16 protein-coding genes and 6 tRNA genes are annotated in these 20,161 nt (G+C 62.0%); 4 read left to right on the top strand and 18 right to left on the bottom strand.

What is annotated here, in order from left to right; genetic code table 11:
• Positions 1–107: 107 nt before the first annotated feature.
• The 6 genes from GGI48_RS04730 to leuC form a co-directional block, all read right to left on the bottom strand.
• Positions 108–1,118 (bottom strand): aspartate-semialdehyde dehydrogenase, encoded by a 1,011-nt coding sequence (locus GGI48_RS04730; RefSeq protein ID WP_179597256.1) that lies wholly within the window; start codon positions 1,116–1,118, stop codon positions 108–110.
• Positions 1,119–1,296: 178 nt separating this feature from the next.
• Positions 1,297–2,409 carry an aspartate-semialdehyde dehydrogenase gene (gene asd, locus GGI48_RS04735; protein ID WP_047303115.1) on the bottom strand — a complete coding sequence of 371 codons (1,113 nt, stop codon included), beginning with the start codon at positions 2,407–2,409 and terminating at the stop codon, positions 1,297–1,299.
• A gap of 54 nt (positions 2,410–2,463) precedes the next feature.
• Positions 2,464–3,546 (bottom strand): 3-isopropylmalate dehydrogenase, encoded by a 1,083-nt coding sequence (gene leuB, locus GGI48_RS04740; RefSeq protein WP_110723107.1) that lies wholly within the window; start codon positions 3,544–3,546, stop codon positions 2,464–2,466.
• Between the two features lie 51 nt (positions 3,547–3,597).
• On the bottom strand, positions 3,598–4,362 hold the full coding sequence (locus tag GGI48_RS04745) for a class I SAM-dependent methyltransferase (RefSeq protein ID WP_179597258.1): 765 nt from the start codon (positions 4,360–4,362) through the stop codon (positions 3,598–3,600).
• An 86-nt stretch (positions 4,363–4,448) separates the two neighbouring features.
• Entirely contained in the window at positions 4,449–5,093 is a 645-nt protein-coding gene (gene leuD, locus GGI48_RS04750) for a 3-isopropylmalate dehydratase small subunit (RefSeq protein WP_179597260.1), read from the bottom strand.
• 10 nt (positions 5,094–5,103) lie between these two features.
• On the bottom strand, positions 5,104–6,522 hold the full coding sequence (leuC, locus tag GGI48_RS04755) for a 3-isopropylmalate dehydratase large subunit (protein WP_047303110.1): 1,419 nt from the start codon (positions 6,520–6,522) through the stop codon (positions 5,104–5,106).
• A 153-nt stretch (positions 6,523–6,675) separates the two neighbouring features.
• Between leuC and GGI48_RS04760 the strand changes: the two genes are divergently transcribed.
• Positions 6,676–7,566, top strand: coding sequence for a LysR family transcriptional regulator (locus GGI48_RS04760; RefSeq protein ID WP_016967981.1), 891 nt, complete (start codon positions 6,676–6,678; stop codon positions 7,564–7,566).
• Positions 7,567–7,650: 84 nt separating this feature from the next.
• Positions 7,651–10,929, top strand: a complete 3,279-nt coding sequence (locus GGI48_RS04765; RefSeq protein ID WP_179597262.1) for an EAL domain-containing protein — start codon at positions 7,651–7,653, stop codon at positions 10,927–10,929.
• Positions 10,930–10,977: 48 nt separating this feature from the next.
• Here the strand turns inward: GGI48_RS04765 and GGI48_RS04770 are convergent, their stop codons facing one another.
• The 12 genes from GGI48_RS04770 to gltX form a co-directional block, all read right to left on the bottom strand.
• The gene (locus tag GGI48_RS04770) at positions 10,978–11,424 is read right to left on the bottom strand and encodes an Hsp20 family protein (protein ID WP_179597264.1); all 447 of its coding nucleotides are present in this window, start codon (positions 11,422–11,424) and stop codon (positions 10,978–10,980) included.
• Positions 11,425–11,538: 114 nt separating this feature from the next.
• A complete protein-coding gene (locus GGI48_RS04775; RefSeq protein WP_179597266.1) occupies positions 11,539–12,498 on the bottom strand; it encodes a tRNA-dihydrouridine synthase in 960 nt (319 codons plus the stop codon).
• A gap of 156 nt (positions 12,499–12,654) precedes the next feature.
• On the bottom strand, positions 12,655–13,089 hold the full coding sequence (locus GGI48_RS04780; protein WP_016967972.1) for an acyl-CoA thioesterase: 435 nt from the start codon (positions 13,087–13,089) through the stop codon (positions 12,655–12,657).
• A gap of 47 nt (positions 13,090–13,136) precedes the next feature.
• Entirely contained in the window at positions 13,137–13,970 is an 834-nt protein-coding gene (locus GGI48_RS04785; protein WP_016967971.1) for an alpha/beta fold hydrolase, read from the bottom strand.
• 29 nt (positions 13,971–13,999) lie between these two features.
• Positions 14,000–14,539, bottom strand: coding sequence for a TetR/AcrR family transcriptional regulator (locus GGI48_RS04790; protein WP_179597268.1), 540 nt, complete (start codon positions 14,537–14,539; stop codon positions 14,000–14,002).
• A gap of 183 nt (positions 14,540–14,722) precedes the next feature.
• A tRNA-Glu gene (locus GGI48_RS04795) sits at positions 14,723–14,798 on the bottom strand.
• 77 nt (positions 14,799–14,875) lie between these two features.
• Positions 14,876–14,951, bottom strand: a tRNA-Ala gene (locus GGI48_RS04800).
• Positions 14,952–15,003: 52 nt separating this feature from the next.
• Positions 15,004–15,079 (bottom strand) — tRNA-Glu (locus GGI48_RS04805).
• A 79-nt stretch (positions 15,080–15,158) separates the two neighbouring features.
• A tRNA-Ala gene (locus GGI48_RS04810) sits at positions 15,159–15,234 on the bottom strand.
• A 52-nt stretch (positions 15,235–15,286) separates the two neighbouring features.
• Positions 15,287–15,362 (bottom strand) — tRNA-Glu (locus GGI48_RS04815).
• A 78-nt stretch (positions 15,363–15,440) separates the two neighbouring features.
• Positions 15,441–15,516 (bottom strand) — tRNA-Ala (locus GGI48_RS04820).
• 277 nt (positions 15,517–15,793) lie between these two features.
• The gene (gene gltX, locus GGI48_RS04825) at positions 15,794–17,275 is read right to left on the bottom strand and encodes a glutamate--tRNA ligase (RefSeq protein ID WP_179597270.1); all 1,482 of its coding nucleotides are present in this window, start codon (positions 17,273–17,275) and stop codon (positions 15,794–15,796) included.
• A 232-nt stretch (positions 17,276–17,507) separates the two neighbouring features.
• Here gltX and GGI48_RS04830 point away from each other — a divergent pair, with 232 nt between their 5' ends.
• Both GGI48_RS04830 and GGI48_RS04835 read left to right on the top strand, forming a co-directional pair.
• Positions 17,508–18,554, top strand: coding sequence for an HlyD family secretion protein (locus GGI48_RS04830; RefSeq protein WP_179597272.1), 1,047 nt, complete (start codon positions 17,508–17,510; stop codon positions 18,552–18,554).
• A 49-nt stretch (positions 18,555–18,603) separates the two neighbouring features.
• The gene (locus GGI48_RS04835; protein WP_179601926.1) at positions 18,604–20,094 is read left to right on the top strand and encodes an MDR family MFS transporter; all 1,491 of its coding nucleotides are present in this window, start codon (positions 18,604–18,606) and stop codon (positions 20,092–20,094) included.
• Positions 20,095–20,161: the final 67 nt, after the last annotated feature.

Genomic DNA, 20,161 nt, shown 5'->3' on the forward strand with positions numbered 1-20,161 from the left:
ATTATTTTCTGCATGCCCCGGGAGCACCTGACGGCCACTCACCTCCAGCAACTTGCCAAGCATAGCGCCCGGCTAGATTCATTCTGTAAATTGTTGCCAAGTATCTTTTACAGCAGGTCTTTTATCAACAATTCAGCCAGTTGCACAGCGTTCAAGGCCGCGCCTTTGCGGACGTTGTCCGAGGTCAACCACAGATTCAGTTGCGCCGCATCATCGATGCCGGAACGAACCCGCCCCACATAGACTACGTCCTGGCCCACGGCGTCACCCACAGCGGTGGGATAATCACCGGCTTCCACCAGTTCCAGGCCAGGAGCGGCCTCCAGCGCGGCGTTTACCGCCGCCAGATCGACATCGGTGCCCGACTGAAGAGTCACGCTATAGCTATCGCCAAAAAACACCGGCGCTTGAATGCAAGTGACAGAAATCTTTAATAAAGGCTGCCCCAGCACTTCACGCAATTCCCTGACCAGACGTTTTTCCAGCAGGGTATGGCCCTGGGCATCCGGCGTGCCCACCTGGGCCAGCAGATTAAAGGCCACTTGGCGGTCGAAGAAGCGCGGCTCCAGCGGGCGCACATTCAACAACTCCGCAGTTTGCCTAGCCAGCTCACTGACAGCCTCACGCCCCTGGCTGGAGATCGCCAGGCTGGCGGTCAGGCTCACCCGCTGGATGTCCAGCAAGCCCTGCAAAGGCGCCAGAGCCACCGCCAACGCGGTGGCCGCGGCACTCGGACTGCTCAATTGCACAGGCTTCTTCAGGCCGGCCAGCACCTGGGCATTGGCCTCAGGCACGACATTGGGCGCCTGGGTCGACGGCAAGGCGCCAGCAAGGTCGATCACTGCGCAATTGGCCGCGGTGGCGCGGGGCGCGAAGCTCAGGGTTACCGCTGGACCTGCGGCAAAAAATGCCAGCTGCACCTTGCTGAAATCAAACTCGTCGACTTCACGCACACGCACGTTCTTGCCGCGAAACGGCACCGAATGACCGGCCGACTCGCTGCTGGCCAGCAGGTGCAGGTTGGCAATCGGGAAATTGCGTTCTTCGAGTACCTGCACCAGGGTTTCGCCAACGGTACCGGTGGCACCGATCACGGCAATATCAAAGGATGGAGTCATGGCGCTACCTCAGGTGAAACGGGGGAGCGGCACTTTACCCGGCACGGGGGAACGAGGCAATTCGCCGGGGCCAGCGGCAGGGACGAGCCCCTTCGCGGGCCAGTCCGCCCCTGGGGAGGGAGGCATAAAAAAACCCGCGTCCTGGCTCGGGCGCGGGTTCTTTCAACCACTCAGTGGATCAACGCTCCAGGAGGATCCGCAGCATGCGCCGCAGCGGTTCGGCCGCGCCCCACAGCAACTGGTCGCCCACGGTGAAGGCGCCCAGGAACTGCGAGCCCATGTTCAGTTTGCGCAGACGGCCAACCGGAATGTTCAGGGTGCCGGTGACCTTGGTCGGGCTCAGCTCCTGCATGCTGATGTCACGCTGGTTCGGCACCAACTTGACCCAGGGATTGTGCTGGCTGATCAGCCCTTCGATATCGGCGATCGGCACGTCCTTGTTGAGCTTGATGGTCAGCGCCTGGCTGTGGCAGCGCATGGCGCCGATGCGCACGCAAATGCCGTCCACCGGAATCGGGTTCTTGAAGCGACCGAGGATCTTGTTGGTTTCGGCCTGGGCTTTCCACTCTTCGCGGCTCTGGCCGTTAGGCAGTTCCTTGTCGATCCACGGAATCAGGCTGCCGGCCAGCGGCACGCCGAAGTTCTCGGTCGGGTAGGCATCGCTGCGCATGGCTTCGGCCACCTTGCGGTCGATGTCGAGGATGGCGCTGGCCGGGTTGGCCAGGTCATCGGCGACCGCCGCATGGGTCGCGCCCATCTGCTTGATCAGTTCACGCATGTTCTGCGCGCCGGCACCGGAAGCCGCCTGATAGGTCATGGCGCTCATCCACTCCACCAAGCCGGCTTCGAACAGGCCGCCCAGGCCCATCAGCATCAGGCTGACGGTGCAGTTGCCGCCGATGTAGTTCTTGGTCCCGGCATCCAGCTGCTGATCGATGACCTTGCGGTTCACCGGATCGAGGATGATCACCGCGTCATCCTGCATGCGCAGGCTGGAAGCGGCGTCGATCCAGTAGCCCTGCCAGCCGGCTTCGCGCAGCTTGGGGAAGACTTCACTGGTGTAGTCGCCACCCTGGCAGGTCAGAATCACGTCGAGGGTTTTCAACTCTTCAATGCTGTAGGCGTCCTTCAGCGGAGCAATATCCTTGCCCACCGACGGCCCTTGGCCACCGACATTGGAAGTGGTGAAAAACACCGGTTCAATAAGATCGAAGTCCTGCTCTTCCAGCATCCGCTGCATGAGCACGGAACCGACCATACCGCGCCAACCGATCAGACCTACACGTTTCATCGCAACTACACCTTTACAAAAGTGGGCCACTGTCTATGCAGTGGGCCCGAAAGATTACAGATTCCGCAGCGCGGCGACTACTGCATCGCCCATTTCCTGCGTACCGACTTTGGTGCAACCGGCCGACCAGATATCGCCAGTGCGCAAACCCTGATCCAGCACCCGGCTCACCGCCTGCTCGATGGCGTCCGCCGCGTCGGTCAGGTTGAAGCTGTAGCGCAGCATCATCGACACCGAGAGGATGGTCGCCAGCGGGTTGGCAATGCCCTGCCCGGCAATGTCCGGCGCCGAACCGTGGCACGGCTCGTACATGCCCTTGTTGTTGGCGTCCAGGGACGCCGACGGCAGCATGCCGATGGAGCCGGTGAGCATCGAGGCTTCGTCGGAAAGAATGTCGCCGAACATGTTGTCGGTGACGATCACGTCGAACTGCTTCGGCGCACGCACCAGTTGCATGGCGGCGTTGTCGACATACATATGGCTCAGCTCGACATCCGGGTAGTCCTGGGCGACTTGCTCGACCACTTCACGCCACAGCTGGCTGGAGGCCAGGACGTTGGCCTTGTCCACCGAGCACAGCTTCTTGCCGCGCACACGGGCCATGTCGAACCCCACCCGGGCGATGCGGCGGATTTCACTCTCGCTGTAAGGCAGGGTGTCGTAGGACTGGCGCTCGCCGTTTTCCAGCTCGCGGGTACCACGAGGGGCGCCGAAGTAAATGCCGCCGGTCAGCTCGCGAACGATGAGGATGTCCAGACCAGAAACGATTTCCGGCTTCAGGCTCGAAGCATCCGCCAGTTGCGGGTAGAGAATCGCCGGACGCAGGTTGCCGAACAAGCCCAGTTGCGCGCGGATCTTCAGCAGACCGCGCTCAGGACGAATGTCGCGCTCGATCTTGTCCCACTTCGGCCCGCCCACTGCGCCCAGCAACACGGCATCGGCGGCACGGGCACGGTCCAGGGTTTCGTCAGCCAGGGGCACACCGTGCTTATCGATGGCGGCGCCACCAATCACGTCGTGGCTCAGCTCGAAGCCCAGGCTGTACTTGTCGTTGGCCAACTCCAGCACCTTGACCGCCTCGGCCATGATTTCCGGACCAATACCGTCACCTGGGAGAATCAGAATCTGCTTGCTCATGCGTTCCTCGTTGGTTCTGTCGGCCGGCCTCTGGGCACAACCGGAAAAGTTCTATCGCTCGGCCCACAGCACCAGTACATCAGTACTGAACGAACCATCGGCCTCAATCTCAAAATATTCGCGCACTTCATTGCCCATCGCCTGCTGCAGCTCGCGGATCGCCACCCGCAGCGGCTCGGGAGTACGCATGCGCTCGACCCAGGAGTGGAACTCCAGACGCAACCGTTGCCGAACGGTGCTGCGGGTATGCAGCCCCGCCTCGCTGACCTGGCGCAGCCATTCACCCGCCGAATAATCGCGCACATGACTGGTATCACGCAGCACTTCGACACTTTGCAGGTAAGTGTCCAGCAGCGGTCTGCCCGGCGACAAGACATCGATGAACGCCGCCACGCCACCGGGCTTCAAGACTCGACGCACTTCGCGCAGGGCCAGACCCAGGTCGCTCCAGTGATGGGCCGAATAGCGACTGAAGACGAAATCGAACTCACCGTCGGCGAAGGGCAAGCCCTCGGCGGCCCCTTTCACGCTGCGGATGTTGTGCAGATTACGCTCCTGTGCGGCTGCCGACACCACGTCCAGCATCTGTTGGGAGAGGTCGTAGGCCACCACTTCCCTGACCAGCGGCGCGACATGGAAGCTGACATGACCGGCACCGCACCCCAGATCGAGAACCCGCGCCTGCTCCTGACCCGCCACCTCGGCCTGTAGCAGGGCGAATTCGGCGCCTTGAGCGTGCACGGCGCTGCTCAGGTAGGCCGCGGCCTGTTCACCGAATTGCTTCTGTACCACCTGACTGTGGGCGTTGCTGGTCATGCTGAGGTCCTTTTGATCCGAGGGAACGGCATTCGCTGGCAAGCCAGCTCCTACGACAACATCCGCAGGAGCCGGTTTGCCGGTGATCAGGCGTCGCGAAACAACCAGGGCTGGCTGGCCCGGTGCTTGACTTCAAAGGCGGCGATGGCGTCGCCGTCCTGCAAGGTCAAGCCGATATCGTCAAGACCGTTGAGCAGGCAGTGCTTGCGGAACGCGTCGATCTCGAACTTCAACACCTTGCCGTCAGGACGGGTCACGGTTTGCGCTTCAAGGTCGATATGCAACTGATAGCCCGGGGTGGCTTCGACCTGCTGGAACAGCTCGTCGACTTCAGCGTCGCTGAGGATGATCGGCAGCAAGCCGTTCTTGAAGCTGTTGTTGAAGAAGATATCGGCATAGCTCGGCGCGATGATGCTGCGAAAACCGTACTCTTCCAGGGCCCACGGCGCGTGCTCGCGACTGGAACCGCAGCCAAAATTTTCCCGCGCCAGCAACACACTGGCGCCCTGGTAACGCTCGGCGTTGAGGACGAAATCCTTGTTCAGCGGGCGCTTGGAGTTGTCCTGGTACGGCTGCCCCACATCCAGGTAGCGCCACTCATCGAACAGGTTGGGGCCGAAACCGGTGCGCTTGATCGACTTGAGAAACTGCTTGGGGATGATCTGATCGGTGTCGACGTTGGCACGATCCAAAGGCGCGACCAAACCATTGTGCTGGGTGAAAGCTTTCATGCTGCGCTCCTTAGATCAATTCACGGACGTCGACGAAACGACCGCTGACAGCGGCGGCGGCGGCCATGGCCGGGCTCACCAGGTGGGTACGCCCACCCGCGCCCTGACGCCCCTCGAAGTTGCGGTTCGAGGTCGAGGCGCAATGCTCGCCGGACTCCAGGCGGTCAGGGTTCATCGCCAGGCACATCGAGCAACCCGGCTCGCGCCATTCAAAACCGGCTTCAAGGAAGATCTTGTCCAGGCCTTCCGACTCGGCCTGAGCCTTCACCAGGCCCGAACCCGGGACCACGATCGCCTGCTTGATGGTGGAAGCCACTTTGCGGCCCTTGGCAATGACTGCGGCGGCGCGCAAGTCTTCGATCCGCGAGTTGGTGCAGGAGCCGATGAACACGCGATCCAACTGAATGTCGGTGATCGCCTGGTTGGCGCTCAAGCCCATGTATTTCAAGGCGCGGACGATGGAGTCGCGCTTGACCAGGTCCATTTCCTTGGCCGGGTCCGGCACGCGCTGATCCACGGCCAGGACCATCTCCGGCGAGGTGCCCCAGCTGACCTGCGGCTTGATCTGCGCAGCGTCGAGCTCGACCACGGTGTCGAATGTGGCGTCGGCATCCGACACCAGATCCTTCCAGGCCTCGACGGCCAAGTCCCATTCGGCGCCTTTAGGGGCGAATGGACGACCCTTGACGTAGGCCACGGTCTTTTCATCCGCCGCCACCAGGCCCACACGGGCACCGGCTTCGATGGACATGTTGCAGATGGTCATGCGGCCTTCGATGGACAGGTCGCGAATCGCGCTGCCGGCGAACTCGATGGCGTGGCCGTTGCCGCCGGCGGTGCCGATCTTGCCGATAACCGCCAGGACGATGTCCTTGGCAGTCACACCGAAAGGCAAGGTGCCTTCCACGCGCACCAGCATGTTCTTCATCTTCTTGGCCACCAGGCACTGGGTGGCGAGCACGTGCTCCACCTCGGAGGTGCCGATACCGTGAGCCAGAGCGCCGAAAGCGCCGTGGGTCGAGGTGTGGGAGTCGCCGCAGACCACGGTCATGCCCGGCAAGGTGGCGCCCTGCTCCGGGCCGATGACGTGGACGATGCCCTGGCGCACGTCGTTCATCTTGAATTCGACAATGCCGTATTCGTCACAGTTGTCATCGAGGGTCTGTACCTGAAGACGGGAAACCTGGTCGGCAATCGCTTCGATCCCACCCTTGCGCTCGGGGGTGGTCGGTACGTTGTGGTCCGGGGTGGCGATGTTGGCATCGATGCGCCAAGGCTTGCGCCCGGCCAGACGCAGGCCTTCGAAAGCTTGTGGCGAGGTCACTTCATGGATGATGTGACGATCGATATAGATCAGCGCCGAACCATCGTCGCGCTGCTTGACCAAATGCGAATCCCAGAGCTTGTCGTAAAGCGTCTTACCGGCCATCGGACCATTCCTCATCAGCTTGTTTCTATGCCCCGGGCCCCGATCGTGAGCCGATCAATAACCCCTTGGCTTGTGAGGCTGATGCTATGGCGTTAGATTAAATAACTCAAATTCATATTTTTCATGCTTTGGATAACCAACTGGAATACAACCATGGACCTGGCCAACCTCAACGCCTTTATAGCCATCGCCGAAACGGGTAGTTTTTCCGGCGCCGGTGAACGCCTGCACCTGACCCAGCCCGCCATCAGCAAACGCATCGCCGGCCTGGAGCAGCAGCTCAATGTGCGGCTGTTCGACCGCCTGGGCCGGGAGGTCGGCCTGACCGAGGCCGGACGCGCCCTGCTGCCCCGGGCCTATCAGATCATCAACGTGCTGGACGACACCCGCCGCGCCCTGACCAACCTCAACGGCGAAGTCAGCGGGCGCCTGACCCTGGCCACCAGCCATCACATCGGCCTGCATCGCCTGCCGCCGCTGCTGCGAGCCTTTACCCGACGCTACCCGCAAGTGGCCCTGGACATTCAATTCCTCGATTCCGAGGTGGCCTACGAGGAAATCCTCCACGGCCGGGCCGAGCTGGCGGTGATCACCCTGGCGCCGGAGCCCCACAGCCTGATCAAGGCGGCCGCCGTCTGGGACGACCCGCTGGATTTCGTCGCCGCCCCGGAGCATCCGTTGGTCAGCAACGGCCAGGTCAGCCTGGCGGATATTGCCTTGCATCCAGCGGTGTTTCCCGGCGGCAACACCTTCACCCACCATATTGTCCAACGCTTGTTCGAGGCCCAGGGCCTGACGCCGAACATCGCCATGAGCACTAACTATCTGGAAACTATAAAGATGATGGTGTCCATCGGCCTGGCCTGGAGCGTGCTGCCGCGTACCATGCTCGACGATCAGGTGGCGCGCATTCCTTTACCGGGCATACAGCTGCGACGCCAGCTAGGCTATATCCTGCACACCGAACGGACGCTGTCGAATGCTGCGCGGGCTTTCATGGCCCTACTGGATGCACAAGTCGATTGGCCAGGGAACCCGGCATAGCTTTTCCGGGTAGCCCCCGTGCCACGCCGCACCGCCATGAATACCCCGCGTGAAACGAATGACTCAGCTCAAGGCCTGACCCCCATGCCAAAACCCGCTGATCGTATTCCACCCATGCCGCGTATCCATGCCATCGACCCAAAGGAGTCGGAGCAGAGCTGGGAAAGCGCGCCACAGCTGCTTGCCGCCCTCAATGGGGCTCGGCTGGGGGCCTGGTATTGGGATATTGAAAGCGGGCAGATCAGTTGGTCACGGGGCACCCAGGCGCTGTTTGGCTTCGATCCGCGCCAACCCCTGCCGGAAAACCTCGAATACCTTGACCTGCTGCCCATCGAAGACCGGGCCAGGACCGTGCGCGCCTTTCATTCGGTGCTGGCGGGCGCCCCACTGGAACAGGCCATGCACCACCGCATCCGCTGGCCCGACGGCAGCCTGCACTGGCTGGAAATCAACGGCAGCGTACTGCCGGACAAGCACGGCAAACCCCGCATGATCGGGGTGATCCGCGAGATCACCCACCAGCGCCAACGCGAAGAAGCCCTCAGCAACTCGGAAAAACGCTTCGCCACCCTGTTTCACCTGTGCCCCAACACGGTGCTGCTGACCCGCCTGGAAGATGGCCTGATCAGCGAGGCCAACCAGTACTTCGAAAGCCAGTTCGGCTGGCCCGCCGAACATGTGATCGGCCGCACCACCCTGGAGATCGGCCTGTGGGTCAATCCCGAGCAGCGTGCCCAACTGATCAAGGCCGTACAGAAGAAAGGCCAGGCCGCCAGCCTCGAAGTGCAGTTCCGCGCCAGCAACGGCCAGATCCACGACGGCATCCTCAGCGCACAGAAGATCGAACTGGAAGGCAAGCCCTACCTGCTCAGCACCTTTCTCGACACCAGCGAGCGCAAAAGAGCCGAACAGGCCCTCAAAGACAGCCAGGAACGCCTCGACCTGGCCCTGGACTCGGCACAACTGGGCACCTGGGACTGGCACATTCCCAGCGGCATGCTGTACGGCTCGGCACGCGCCGCGCAATTGCACGGCCTGGCGCCGGCGCCCTTCCACGAATCCTTCGAGGCATTTTTCGAGGGCGTGCCCACCGAAGAGCGCGACAGCATGCGCGATGCCTATCGCAGCCTGCGCGAGGGCCCGGCGGGCAACTACCAGCTGACCTACCGGGTGCAACTGGCGGACGGCAGCTCGCGCTACCTCGAAAGCCGCGCCCGCCTCTATCGCGACGAGTCGGGCAACCCCCTGCGCATGGCCGGAACGCTGCTGGACATTACCGAGCAGGTGGAGCGCGAACAGCGCCTGATCACCTCCGAGGAGAAATTCGCCAGTCTGTTCCAGGTCAGCCCGGACCCCATCTGCCTGACCCTGCTGGAAACCGGCCAGTTCATCGAGATCAATTCGAGCTTCACCCAGACCTTTGGCTGGACCCAGGACGACGTGATCAACCGCAGCGCCGAGCAGGTCGGCTTCTGGGAAGACCCCGCCCCACGACTGCGGCGGATCGAACGGGTGATTCGCGAACAGGCGCTGAATAACGTGGCGGTGATGGTCAACCACAAGGACGGCCATTCGCTGACCTGCATCATTTCCAGCCGCCTGATTACCGTCGACAAACAGCCGTGCATCGTCACCACGCTGCGGGACATCACCCAGCAACAACGCTCCGAAGCCGCGCTCAAGGCCAGTGAGGAAAAATTCGCCAAGGCCTTCCACTCCAGCCCCGACGCCATCAGCATCACCGAGCGCGAAACCGGCCGCTATCTGGAGGTCAACGACGGTTTCTGCCGCCTGACCGGCTACCGCACCGATGAAGTGCTCGGCCACACCATGTACCAGGTTGGCATCTGGGCCGAAGAGGCCCAGCTCGCCACGCTGCTGACTGAGCTCAGACTCAAGGGCCGGGTGCATCACCTGGAAGTGCTCGGGCGAAACAAGCGCGGGGAGATCCTCACCCTTGAGGTTTCGGTGGAGCCGATCACCCTCAATGAAACCCCATGCCTGCTGCTCACGGCCCGGGATGTCAGCCTGCTGAAGAATGCCCAAGCGCAGATCCGCCACCTGGCCTACCACGACCCTTTGACCAACCTGCCCAACCGCGCCCTGCTGATGGACCGCCTGAGCCAGCAGATCGCCCTGCTCAAGCGCCATAACCTGCGGGGCGCCCTGCTGTTCCTCGACCTGGACCACTTCAAGCACATCAACGATTCCCTGGGCCACCCGGTGGGCGACACCGTGCTGAAGATCATCACCGCCAGGCTGGAAGCCAGCGTGCGCATGGAGGACACCGTGGCGCGCCTGGGCGGCGATGAATTCGTGGTACTGCTCAGCGGCCTGGAAGGCTCGCGCAACGAGGTCAGCGAACAGGTGCGGCACCTGGCGGGAACCCTGCGCGAACTGCTGTCGGAACCGATGTTCCTCGACGGTCAGCGCCTGCAGGTCACCCCCAGCATCGGCGTGGCGCTGATCCCCGATCACGGCTCGACCCCCACCGACCTGCTCAAGCGCGCCGACATTGCCCTCTATCGGGCCAAGGACTCCGGGCGCAACACCACGCAGATGTACCACAACACCATGCAGAAGGCCGCCAGCGAGCGCCTGCGCATGGAAACCGACCTGCGCCTGGCCCTGTCCCGTGGCGAATTCAGCGTGCACTTCCAGCCCCAGGTCGACGCCCGCGACAACCGCATCGTCGGCGCCGAGGCCCTGGTGCGCTGGCAGCACCCTGAACTGGGCGCTCAATCACCGACCGAATTCATCAAGGTCCTGGAGGACAGCGGGCTGATCCTTGAAGTCGGCACCTGGATTCTCGATGAAGCCTGCCTGGCCTTCAGCCAACTGATGGAAGAGGGCCTGGTGGATCCTTATCACTTCAGTCTGTGCGTCAATATCAGCCCACGCCAGTTCCGCCAGACCGACTTTGTCGAGAAAATAGAACACAGCCTGACGGAGTACGCCTTGCCCTCATCGCTGCTCAAGCTGGAAATCACCGAGGGCATCGTGATCCAGAACCTGGACGACACCATCAGCAAGATGCGCCGCCTGAAAAAACTCGGCGTCAGCTTCGCCATGGATGACTTCGGCACCGGCTACTCATCCCTGACCTACCTCAAGCGCCTGCCGGTGGACACCCTGAAGATCGACCAGTCCTTCGTCCGCGACGCCACCCACGACCCCAACGATGCGGAAATCATCCGCGCCATCGTCGCCATGGCCCGCAGCCTGAACCTGAAGGTCATCGCCGAAGGCGTGGAAACCCCGCAGCAACTGGAATTCCTCCAGGGACTGGATTGCCATCTGTACCAGGGCTACCTGCACAGCCGGCCGCTGCCTCTGAGCGAATTCAAGAAGCTGCTGAAATGACAGGCACGAAAAAGGGCGCCACCAGGGCGCCCTTCTTTTGCAGCGGTCTTAGTGTTGCAGAGCCGGCTGCTGCGCACCGTTGATCGGGATGCGCTTTGGCTTGGCCTCTTCCGGTACAACCCGCAGCAGGTCGATGTTCAACAGACCGTTGCTCAGGGCCGCGGCCTTGACCTCGATATGGTCGGCCAGACGGAAGGACAGCTTGAATGCACGCTGGGCAATGCCCTGGTGCAGGTAGGTGACACTTTCATTGGCGTCGCGCTTGCCACCGCTCACGGTCAACACACCTTTCTCCACTTGCAGGTCCAGGTCTTCTTCCTGGAAGCCGGCAGCCGCGATGACGATGCGGTATTGGTCGTCGGCGTGTTTTTCAACGTTGTAGGGTGGATAGCTGCTGCTCGGTTCGTTGCGCAACGCCGATTCGAACAGATCGTTGAAACGGTCGAAGCCAACAGAGGAACGGAACAGTGGAGCCAGGGAAAATGCAGTACTCATGGGTCTATCTCCTGATATTTCAGCGAGTGGTTATCTCCGCGACCCGAATTCGGCGTCGCGTACCCAAGAGATAGGGATCGTCCCTGGCATTTCAAGAGTGGTTTTTTGATTTTTTTACGCCGCTTCGCTGCGCGGCATGCCCAACAGGCGCCCCACCTGGTCCAGGTCGGTTTCCCGGCGCAGAGCAGTAAACAACTCCACCGCCTCCGGGTAGTTGCGGGTCAGCATGGCCAGCCACTGCTTGAGCCGCCCCGGCGCCGAACGCGGCGTCAGTTGCACCACCACCTGGGCCCAGAAGTCCTGGAGCAGGGGCTGCAGATCGGCCCAGGACATGGCCACCACCTCCTCGCCCGCCCGGGCAGCGGCGATCTGCCGTGCCAGGTCAGGACGCGAAACCAAGCCACGGCCGAGCATGATGTCCTCGACGCCACTTATCTCCCGGCAGCGCCGCCAATCCTCGACGCTCCAGATATCGCCGTTGGCGAACACCGGCACCTTGACCACCTCCTGGACCCGGGGAATCCACTCCCAGTGAGCCGGCGGCTTGTAGCCATCGACCTTGGTCCGGGCGTGAACCACGATATGTTCGGCGCCGCCCTCGGCCAACGCGGTCGCGCACACCAGCGAACCGTCCGGGCTGTCGAACCCCAGACGCATCTTTGCCGTGACCGGGATATGGGCCGGCACCGCCCGCCGCACATGCTCGACGATCTGATTCAGCAGCTCCGGCTCCTTGAGCAGCACTGCCCCGCCCCGGGATTTGTTGACGGTCTTGGCCGGGCAACCGAAGTTCAGATCGATGACCTCACTGCCCAGCTCACAGGCCAGCGCAGCGTTCTCGGCCAGACACACCGGGTCCGAGCCCAGCAACTGCACGCGCAACGGCACGCCGGCAGCGGTGTGCGCACCGCGCAGCAACTCGGGAGCGAGCTTGTGGAAATAGGCAGGCGTCAGCAGACGGTCGTTGACGCGGATGAACTCGGTGACACACCAGTCGATCCCGCCAACACGAGTCAACACATCCCGCAGAATGTTGTCGACCAACCCTTCCATGGGCGCCAGGGCAATTTGCATGAAACACACTCAACGAAAAAAACGGGCGAAAAAACGGGCGCCAGTTTACTGGGTTTCGCCCTTGAGCAGGAGTTTTGTCGGGGCTGGCGAGGCGCGAACCAGCCTTGGTGGGCGCCTTCGCTGGCAGGCCGCTGCCGACACCGGCATGGGCAGGCGTCAGGAGCCTTGCAGGGCCGGGCCGTAGCCTTCGAGGAACTCGGCGGGCATGCGCTTGGGCTTGCCGCTGGACAGCTCGATGCAGACAAAGGTGGTCTGCGCCCGCAGCAAGGTGCTGCCATCGCTCGGACGAACCAGCTGGAAACGCCGGGTCATCTTCAACCGCTGATCCCAATCGACGATCCAGGTGGCCAGCTGCAACTCATCCCCTTCGTAAGCGGCAGCCAGGTAGTCGATCTCGTGTCGCACCACGGCCATCGCCCGATCCAGCCGCCGATACTCCGCCAGATCCAGCCCCAGGCGCTGGGAGTGCCGCCAGGCACAGCGCTCTAGCCACGAAACATAAACCGCATTGTTGGCGTGCCCCAGACCATCGATATCTTCGGCCGCCACCTGCAGATCAATGACGAATGGCGTTGCCAGATCCCAACTCATGCCCAACTCCCGGTCAGATTTTTTGACCGGCGCAGTGTAGCGGATGCTCAGGCAGATTGGCGCGCTTGCAGATGGCGCCCGGTGACCAGAGCCATCACCGCTTCGACCACTCGCGGATCAGCCAGCACCCGCTGATGACCGCCTTCGCTCAAGCGCAACAGGCGACTGTCGAACCAGGCTTGATGGATCAATTCCGACTCCTTGACCGACACGAAGCGATCATCCTCCGCGTGAACGATCAGACCGGGCATGTCCAGTTGATACTGGGCCACATCCAGGCTGGCGGCGCGCATGCCGACTTTCTCCTCCACCTGACGAATGAAGGCCGAGCGCGCCCTGGGCGGCAAGCCCATGAAACGGGCAAAACCGCGCAACACCCCAAGGATGCGCGCTGGCGCGGCAATACTGACCAGGGTTTCGCTACGCAAGCCCAATTGCACGGCGAGCATGGCACTGGCACCGCCCATGGAATGGCCGATCACCGCCCGCAACGGCGGCAGCTCTGCCGCGGCCTCCAGCATCGCTCGGGCAAACAACACCACATTGGCCTCCTCCCCCGGAGAGCGGCCATGGGCCGGACCATCCAGCGCCACAGCGGTATAACCGGCCGCCACCAGCGCCTCGATCAGGCTGGCGAACTGCGTGGGCCGCCCTTCCCAGCCATGCATCAGCATGACCGTTGGTCCCTGCCCCCAACGCAAGGCGGAAAGCCCAAAGCGCAAGGTCAGGCGCTCGGCGCGCTCCAGCAGCGGCAGCTCCCATTCCCGCGGCGGCAGCTCGCGAGGCGTCATGAACAGCTGGCGCATCCGATTCGCCGCCCATTGAGGAGCCACCCAGCCAAGGGTGCCATTGACGCCACGAATCCAGCTCAATCCGCTCATCTCTCGCTACCTCGCAACCGAACTTCGGGTCATAGAATTGCCGACTTGGCGGCACGCAACAAACGATCGGACAACTCCCCCGGGCCCAGGGCCCGCGCCAGGGATAGCCCGCCCACCATCAACGCCATGTCCGCCAGGGCCTTGTCCATGTCCTCCGGGCAAGTGGCCAACTGCGCCACCATCAACTCCATGTGTTCAGTCAAGGCTTTGCGAAAACTCTCGGGCAGCCGCCCAAATTCGCCCACGGACGCCGGAATCGGGCAGGCCTGCTCCGTGGAGTCGCGATGCTTGCGCGACAGGTAGAAAGCCGCCGTCAGCGCCCGGCGCTCTTCGCCACTGAGGCTTGAGTCCATCTCGTCGAGCAAGCCGCGGCGGTGGGAGAGCAACTGGGTAAAGGCTTCAAGCATCAACGCATCCTTGCTCTCAAAGTGCGCATAGAAGCCGCCCACGGTCAGCCCGGCCGCGCCCATCACCTCCCCCACACTGGGCTCTGCCGGGCCCCGCTGAATCAGCGCGGAACTGGCGGCCTGGAGAATACGTTCGCGGGTTTGAGCTTTTTTATCGTTCATCGTTGCCTCCGAATATTACGGAAAAAATATTATACCCATAATAATTTTCCGCAAGTCGCCAGTGTAACCATCGGTCAGAAGTACAGGTTCAGGGAGAGAGCTGGAGCTGGCTGAGCGCCAGAAAAACAAAAGGGCCATTCAATAATTGAATGACCCTTAAAAATCCCGCAGAGCGGGTAATCGTGGCGTCCCCTAGGGGACTCGAACCCCTGTTACCGCCGTGAAAGGGCGGTGTCCTAGGCCACTAGACGAAGGGGACACAAACCTTCTGACAGCTGACCAGCGCTGAGTACTGGTCGATTCAAGGCCGGAGTGGCCAGGCCTTGAACTGTAAATTGGTGGAGCTAGACGGGATCGAACCGTCGACCTCTTGCATGCCATGCAAGCGCTCTCCCAGCTGAGCTATAGCCCCGGATTTTCGCCTCGCGGCGCAGCGACATCTTGCAACATCGCTTGTGTGAAACTGGCGTCCCCTAGGGGACTCGAACCCCTGTTACCGCCGTGAAAGGGCGGTGTCCTAGGCCACTAGACGAAGGGGACGCAAACCCTTCTATACAACTGATCGGTGCTGAGTACCGATCGATTCAAGGCCGGTGTGGCCAGGCCTTGAACTGTAAATTGGTGGAGCTAGACGGGATCGAACCGTCGACCTCTTGCATGCCATGCAAGCGCTCTCCCAGCTGAGCTATAGCCCCGGATTTTCGCCTCGCGGCGCAGCGACATCTTGCAACATCGCTTGTGTGAAACTGGCGTCCCCTAGGGGACTCGAACCCCTGTTACCGCCGTGAAAGGGCGGTGTCCTAGGCCACTAGACGAAGGGGACACAAACCTTCTATACAACTGATCAGTGCTGAGTACTGATCGATTCAAGGCCGGTGTGGCCAGGCCTTGAACTGTAAATTGGTGGAGCTAGACGGGATCGAACCGTCGACCTCTTGCATGCCATGCAAGCGCTCTCCCAGCTGAGCTATAGCCCCTCATCGCTGAGGACGGGGCGAATCTTAAGGGGGGATCTGAAGGCTGTCAATTTTTTTTCCGCTTTTTGAAAAAAAATTTGCCGGGATAACAACCACTTACCGCCCCGCCCCGAAAACCCTGGCTTTTGCGGCCTTGCCGAGCCGCCTCGACTCCCGCAAAAGCTCCGTTACACGCCGACAGAAAACGCCAAGGGCGACGATCAAACCGTCTGCGCCTGGACTTCAAGCGTAGCCGAAAAGATCGCCGCCCCAGGCGCAACCGTCCCGCAAAGGCGCCTTAGCCGATGGCGCCCAGCAGTTTTTCCCATTCCTTGTTCTCTTTCTTCGACACACCACCGAGCAGGTCGATGGCCTGACGCAGACGGAAACGCGTCAGATCCGGCCCCAGGATCTCCATGGCATCGAGCACCGATACCGAGCTGGCCTGACCGGTGATGGCGGCGAACATCAACGGCATGGCATCGCGCAGTTTCAATTCCAGGGATTCAACCACCGCCTGAATGGTCGCGGTGATGCTGTCTTTCTCCCACTGGCGCAGGCTTTCGAGCTTCCACAGGATCAGCTGCATCAATTGCCGCACCTGATCACCAGAAAGCTTCTTGGATTCGAACAACTTGGCATCCGGGGTCACGCCACCGGCGAAGAAGAAGCCGGCCAACGGTGCGATCTGGCTGAAAGTCTCGACCCGGCCCTGCACGTGCGGCGCGATCTTCATCAGGTACTCGGGATTCAGCGCCCAGGTCTGGACCCGGCTGGCGAACTCTTCCACCGGCAGATCCCGCAGCCACTGGCCATTGAGCCAGGACAGCTTCTCGATATCGAAGATCGGCCCACCCAGGGATACCCGCGACAGGTCGAAGTTATCGACCATTTCCTGCAACGAGAACTTCTCGCGCTCGTCCGGCATCGACCAGCCCATGCGCCCCAGGTAGTTGAGCATGGCCTCGGGCATGAAGCCCATGCGCTCGTAGAAGGTCACCGAAGTCGGGTTCTTGCGCTTGGACAGCTTGCTCTTGTCCGGATTGCGCAGCAGCGGCATGTAGCACAGCTGCGGTTGCTCCCAGCCGAAGTATTCGTAGAGCAGGATCAGTTTCGGCGCCGACGGCAGCCATTCCTCACCGCGCAACACGTGGGTGATGCCCATCAAGTGGTCATCGACCACGTTGGCCAGGAAGTAGGTCGGCAGGCCGTCGGTCTTCATCAGCACTTGCATGTCAATGCGATCCCACGGGATCTCGACGTCGCCGCGCAGCATGTCCGGCACCACGCAGACGCCTTCGGTCGGCACCTTCATGCGAATCACGTGCGGTTCGCCGGCCGCCAAGCGCCGGGCCACTTCTTCCTTGGACAGCAGCAAGGCACGGCCGTCGTAACGCGGGGTTTCGCCACGAGCCATCTGCTCGGCACGCATCTGGTCCAGCTCTTCGGCGGTGCAGAAGCACGGGAAGGCGTGACCCAGGTCCACCAGTTGCTGGGCGTACTTCTGGTAGATGTCACCACGCTCGCTCTGACGGTACGGGCCATGAGGACCACCCACATCCGGGCCTTCGCTCCAGTTGATGCCCAACCAGCGCAAGGCGTCGAAAATCTGCTGCTCGGACTCGCGGGTCGAGCGCAACTGATCGGTGTCTTCGATACGCAGGATGAACTCACCGCCATGCTGCTTGGCAAAGCAATAGTTGAACAAAGCGATGTAAGCGGTACCTACGTGGGGGTCCCCGGTAGGCGATGGCGCGATGCGCGTGCGAACGGTGGTCATGGCTGGTCTCGAACAGATAGAAAAACGAGGAATAAAACAGGGGGCGAATGGTAACAGGCGACACCAGCACCGCTCCAGTAAGGAGGGCATTTAAGCCAAGGTTGCGACTACAGGCCGCTGCCAGCCCGCTGAATGACCAATAATCAACAAGCGGCATTTACCACCCAGTGGCTATATGCCAGATTCGCCGGCTGATAGATTTCCTTACACTTTTCTCGACTACAGTCTGCCCATGCCTGCCCAACTCAAGCGTCGCCTGTTTGTTTTCCTGTCCCTGGTCCTGCTGGTCGCCCTGGGCTTCCTCGCCCATTGGTGGTTCCACGGGCGTTTTTATGAAACCACCGACAACGCCTACGTCCAGGGCGAAATCACCCGGGTTTCCAGTCAACTGAGCGCACGGATCGACGAAGTGCTGGTCCAGGACAACCAACACGTAGAGAAAGGCCAATTACTGGTACGCCTGGAAGGCCAGGACTTCCAGCTGGCGGTGGACCGCGCCCAGGCGGCCCTGGCCACTCGCGAGGCCGAACGCCTGCAGGCCCAGAGCAAACTGACCCAACAAGCCAGCCTGATTGCCGCCAGCCAGGCGCAGGTGGCATCGAGCCAGGCCAGCCTCGGCCGCTCGCAGATCGACCTGTCCCGGGCCCAGACCCTGCGCAAGCCCGGTTATGTGTCCGAAGAACGGGTCACCACCCTTTCCGCCGACAACCACATCGCCCGCTCCCAGGTGGCCAAGGCCGAAGCCGACCTGCAAGGCCAGCGCCAGCAGGTCAACGCCCTGAACGCCGAGATCAAGCGCCTCGACGCACAGATTGCCAATGCCCAGGCCGAGCTGGCCCAGGCGCAATTGAACCTGACCCGCAGCGAAATCCACGCCCCCATCAGCGGCATCATCGGCCAGCGTGCGGCGCGCAGCGGCCAAGTGGTGCAGGCCGGCGCCTACCTGTTGTCGATCGTTCCGGACCAGGACATCTGGGTTCAGGCCAACTTCAAGGAGACTCAGATCGGGCACATGCAACCCGGGCAACAGGCCGAGCTGACCTTCGACGCCTACGGCGACACCCCGATCCAGGCCAGGGTCGACAGCCTGTTCGCCGCCTCAGGGGCGCAGTTCAGCCTGCTGCCACCGGACAATGCCACCGGCAACTTCACCAAGGTGGTACAGCGCATTCCGGTAAAACTGACCTTTGCTGCCGACAATCCCCTACAAGGCAAGATCCGCCCGGGAATGTCGGTCACGGTCAAAGTGAACGTCAAAGACCCTGTCGATGGCCGGTGATCAACTGCTGCGTCCGACAGGAGAACCCTCGCGACGCGACTGGATTGCGGTGATGAGCGCCATGCTCGGCGCCTTCATGGCGGTGCTCGATATCCAGATCACCAACTCTTCGCTCAAGGACATCCAGGGCGCGCTGTCCGCCACCCTGGAGGAAGGCTCGTGGATCTCCACCTCCTACCTGGTGGCCGAGATCATCATGATCCCCCTCACCGCCTGGCTGGTGCAGTTGCTCTCGGCCCGGCGGCTGGCGACCTGGGTGTCGGTGGGTTTCCTGATCGCCTCCCTGCTCTGCTCCATGGCCTGGAGCCTGGAAAGCATGATCGTGTTCCGCGCCCTGCAGGGCTTTACCGGCGGCGCGCTGATTCCCCTGGCCTTCACCCTGACCCTGATCAAGCTCCCCGAACACCACCGGGCCAAGGGCATGGCCATGTTCGCCATGACCGCCACCTTCGCCCCCTCCATTGGCCCGACCCTGGGCGGCTGGCTCACGGAAAACTGGGGCTGGGAATACATCTTCTACATCAACGTGCCCCCGGGCCTGCTGATGATCGCCGGCCTGCTGTACGGCCTGGAAAAGAAGGAAGCCCACTGGGAACTGCTGAAAAGCACCGACTACACCGGCATCCTCACCCTCGGCCTGGGCCTGGGCTGCCTGCAGGTGTTTCTTGAAGAGGGCCACCGCAAGGACTGGCTGGAGTCGAGCCTGATCGTGACCCTGGGCAGCATCGCCCTGATCAGCCTGATCACCTTCGTCATCGTCCAGGTTTCCAAGCCCAATCCATTGATCAACCTGGGCATCCTGCGCAATCGCAACTTCGGCCTGTCGAGCATTTCCAGCCTGGGCATGGGGGTTGGCCTGTATGGCTCGATCTACCTGCTGCCGCTTTATCTGGCCCAGATCCAGAACTACAACGCCCTGCAGATCGGCGAAGTCATCATGTGGATGGGCATACCGCAGTTGTTCCTGATTCCCCTGGTGCCCAAGCTGATGCAGTTCATCTCGCCCAAATGGCTGTGCGCCCTGGGGTTCGGCCTGTTCGGGCTGGCGAGCTTTTCTTCCGGGGTGCTCAACCCGGACTTCGCCGGACCGCAGTTCAACCAGATCCAGATCATCCGCGCCCTGGGCCAGCCGCTGATCATGGTCACCATCTCGCTGATCGCCACGGCTTATATACAGCCCCAGGATGCCGGCTCGGCTTCGAGCCTGTTCAACATCCTGCGCAACCTCGGCGGCGCCATCGGCATCGCCTTGCTGGCGACCCTGCTGGATGCCCGGACCAAGACCTATTTCGACTACCTGCGCGAGGCGCTGGTGCCGAGCAACCCGCAGGTGGCGGAACGCCTGGCGACCCTGACCGAGAAATTCGGCAGTGAAACCGCGGCCCTGGGCAAGCTCAGCGAGATCACCCACCAGCAGGCGCAGATCATGGCCTACAACGATGCCTTCCATTTTGTCGGCATCGCCCTGGGCATCAGCATGCTGGCGGTGCTGTTGACCAAGGCCCTGCCCAAGGGCCTCAAGGCCGGCGAAGCCCACTGACCCACGAATGGCCTGCAGGAGCTGGCTTGCCGGCGAATCGACCCCCGACCCTTGCACAGGATTTGAG

The sequence above is a fragment of the Pseudomonas protegens genome, from assembly GCF_013407925.2.
Classification (GTDB): domain Bacteria; phylum Pseudomonadota; class Gammaproteobacteria; order Pseudomonadales; family Pseudomonadaceae; genus Aquipseudomonas; species Aquipseudomonas fluorescens_AP.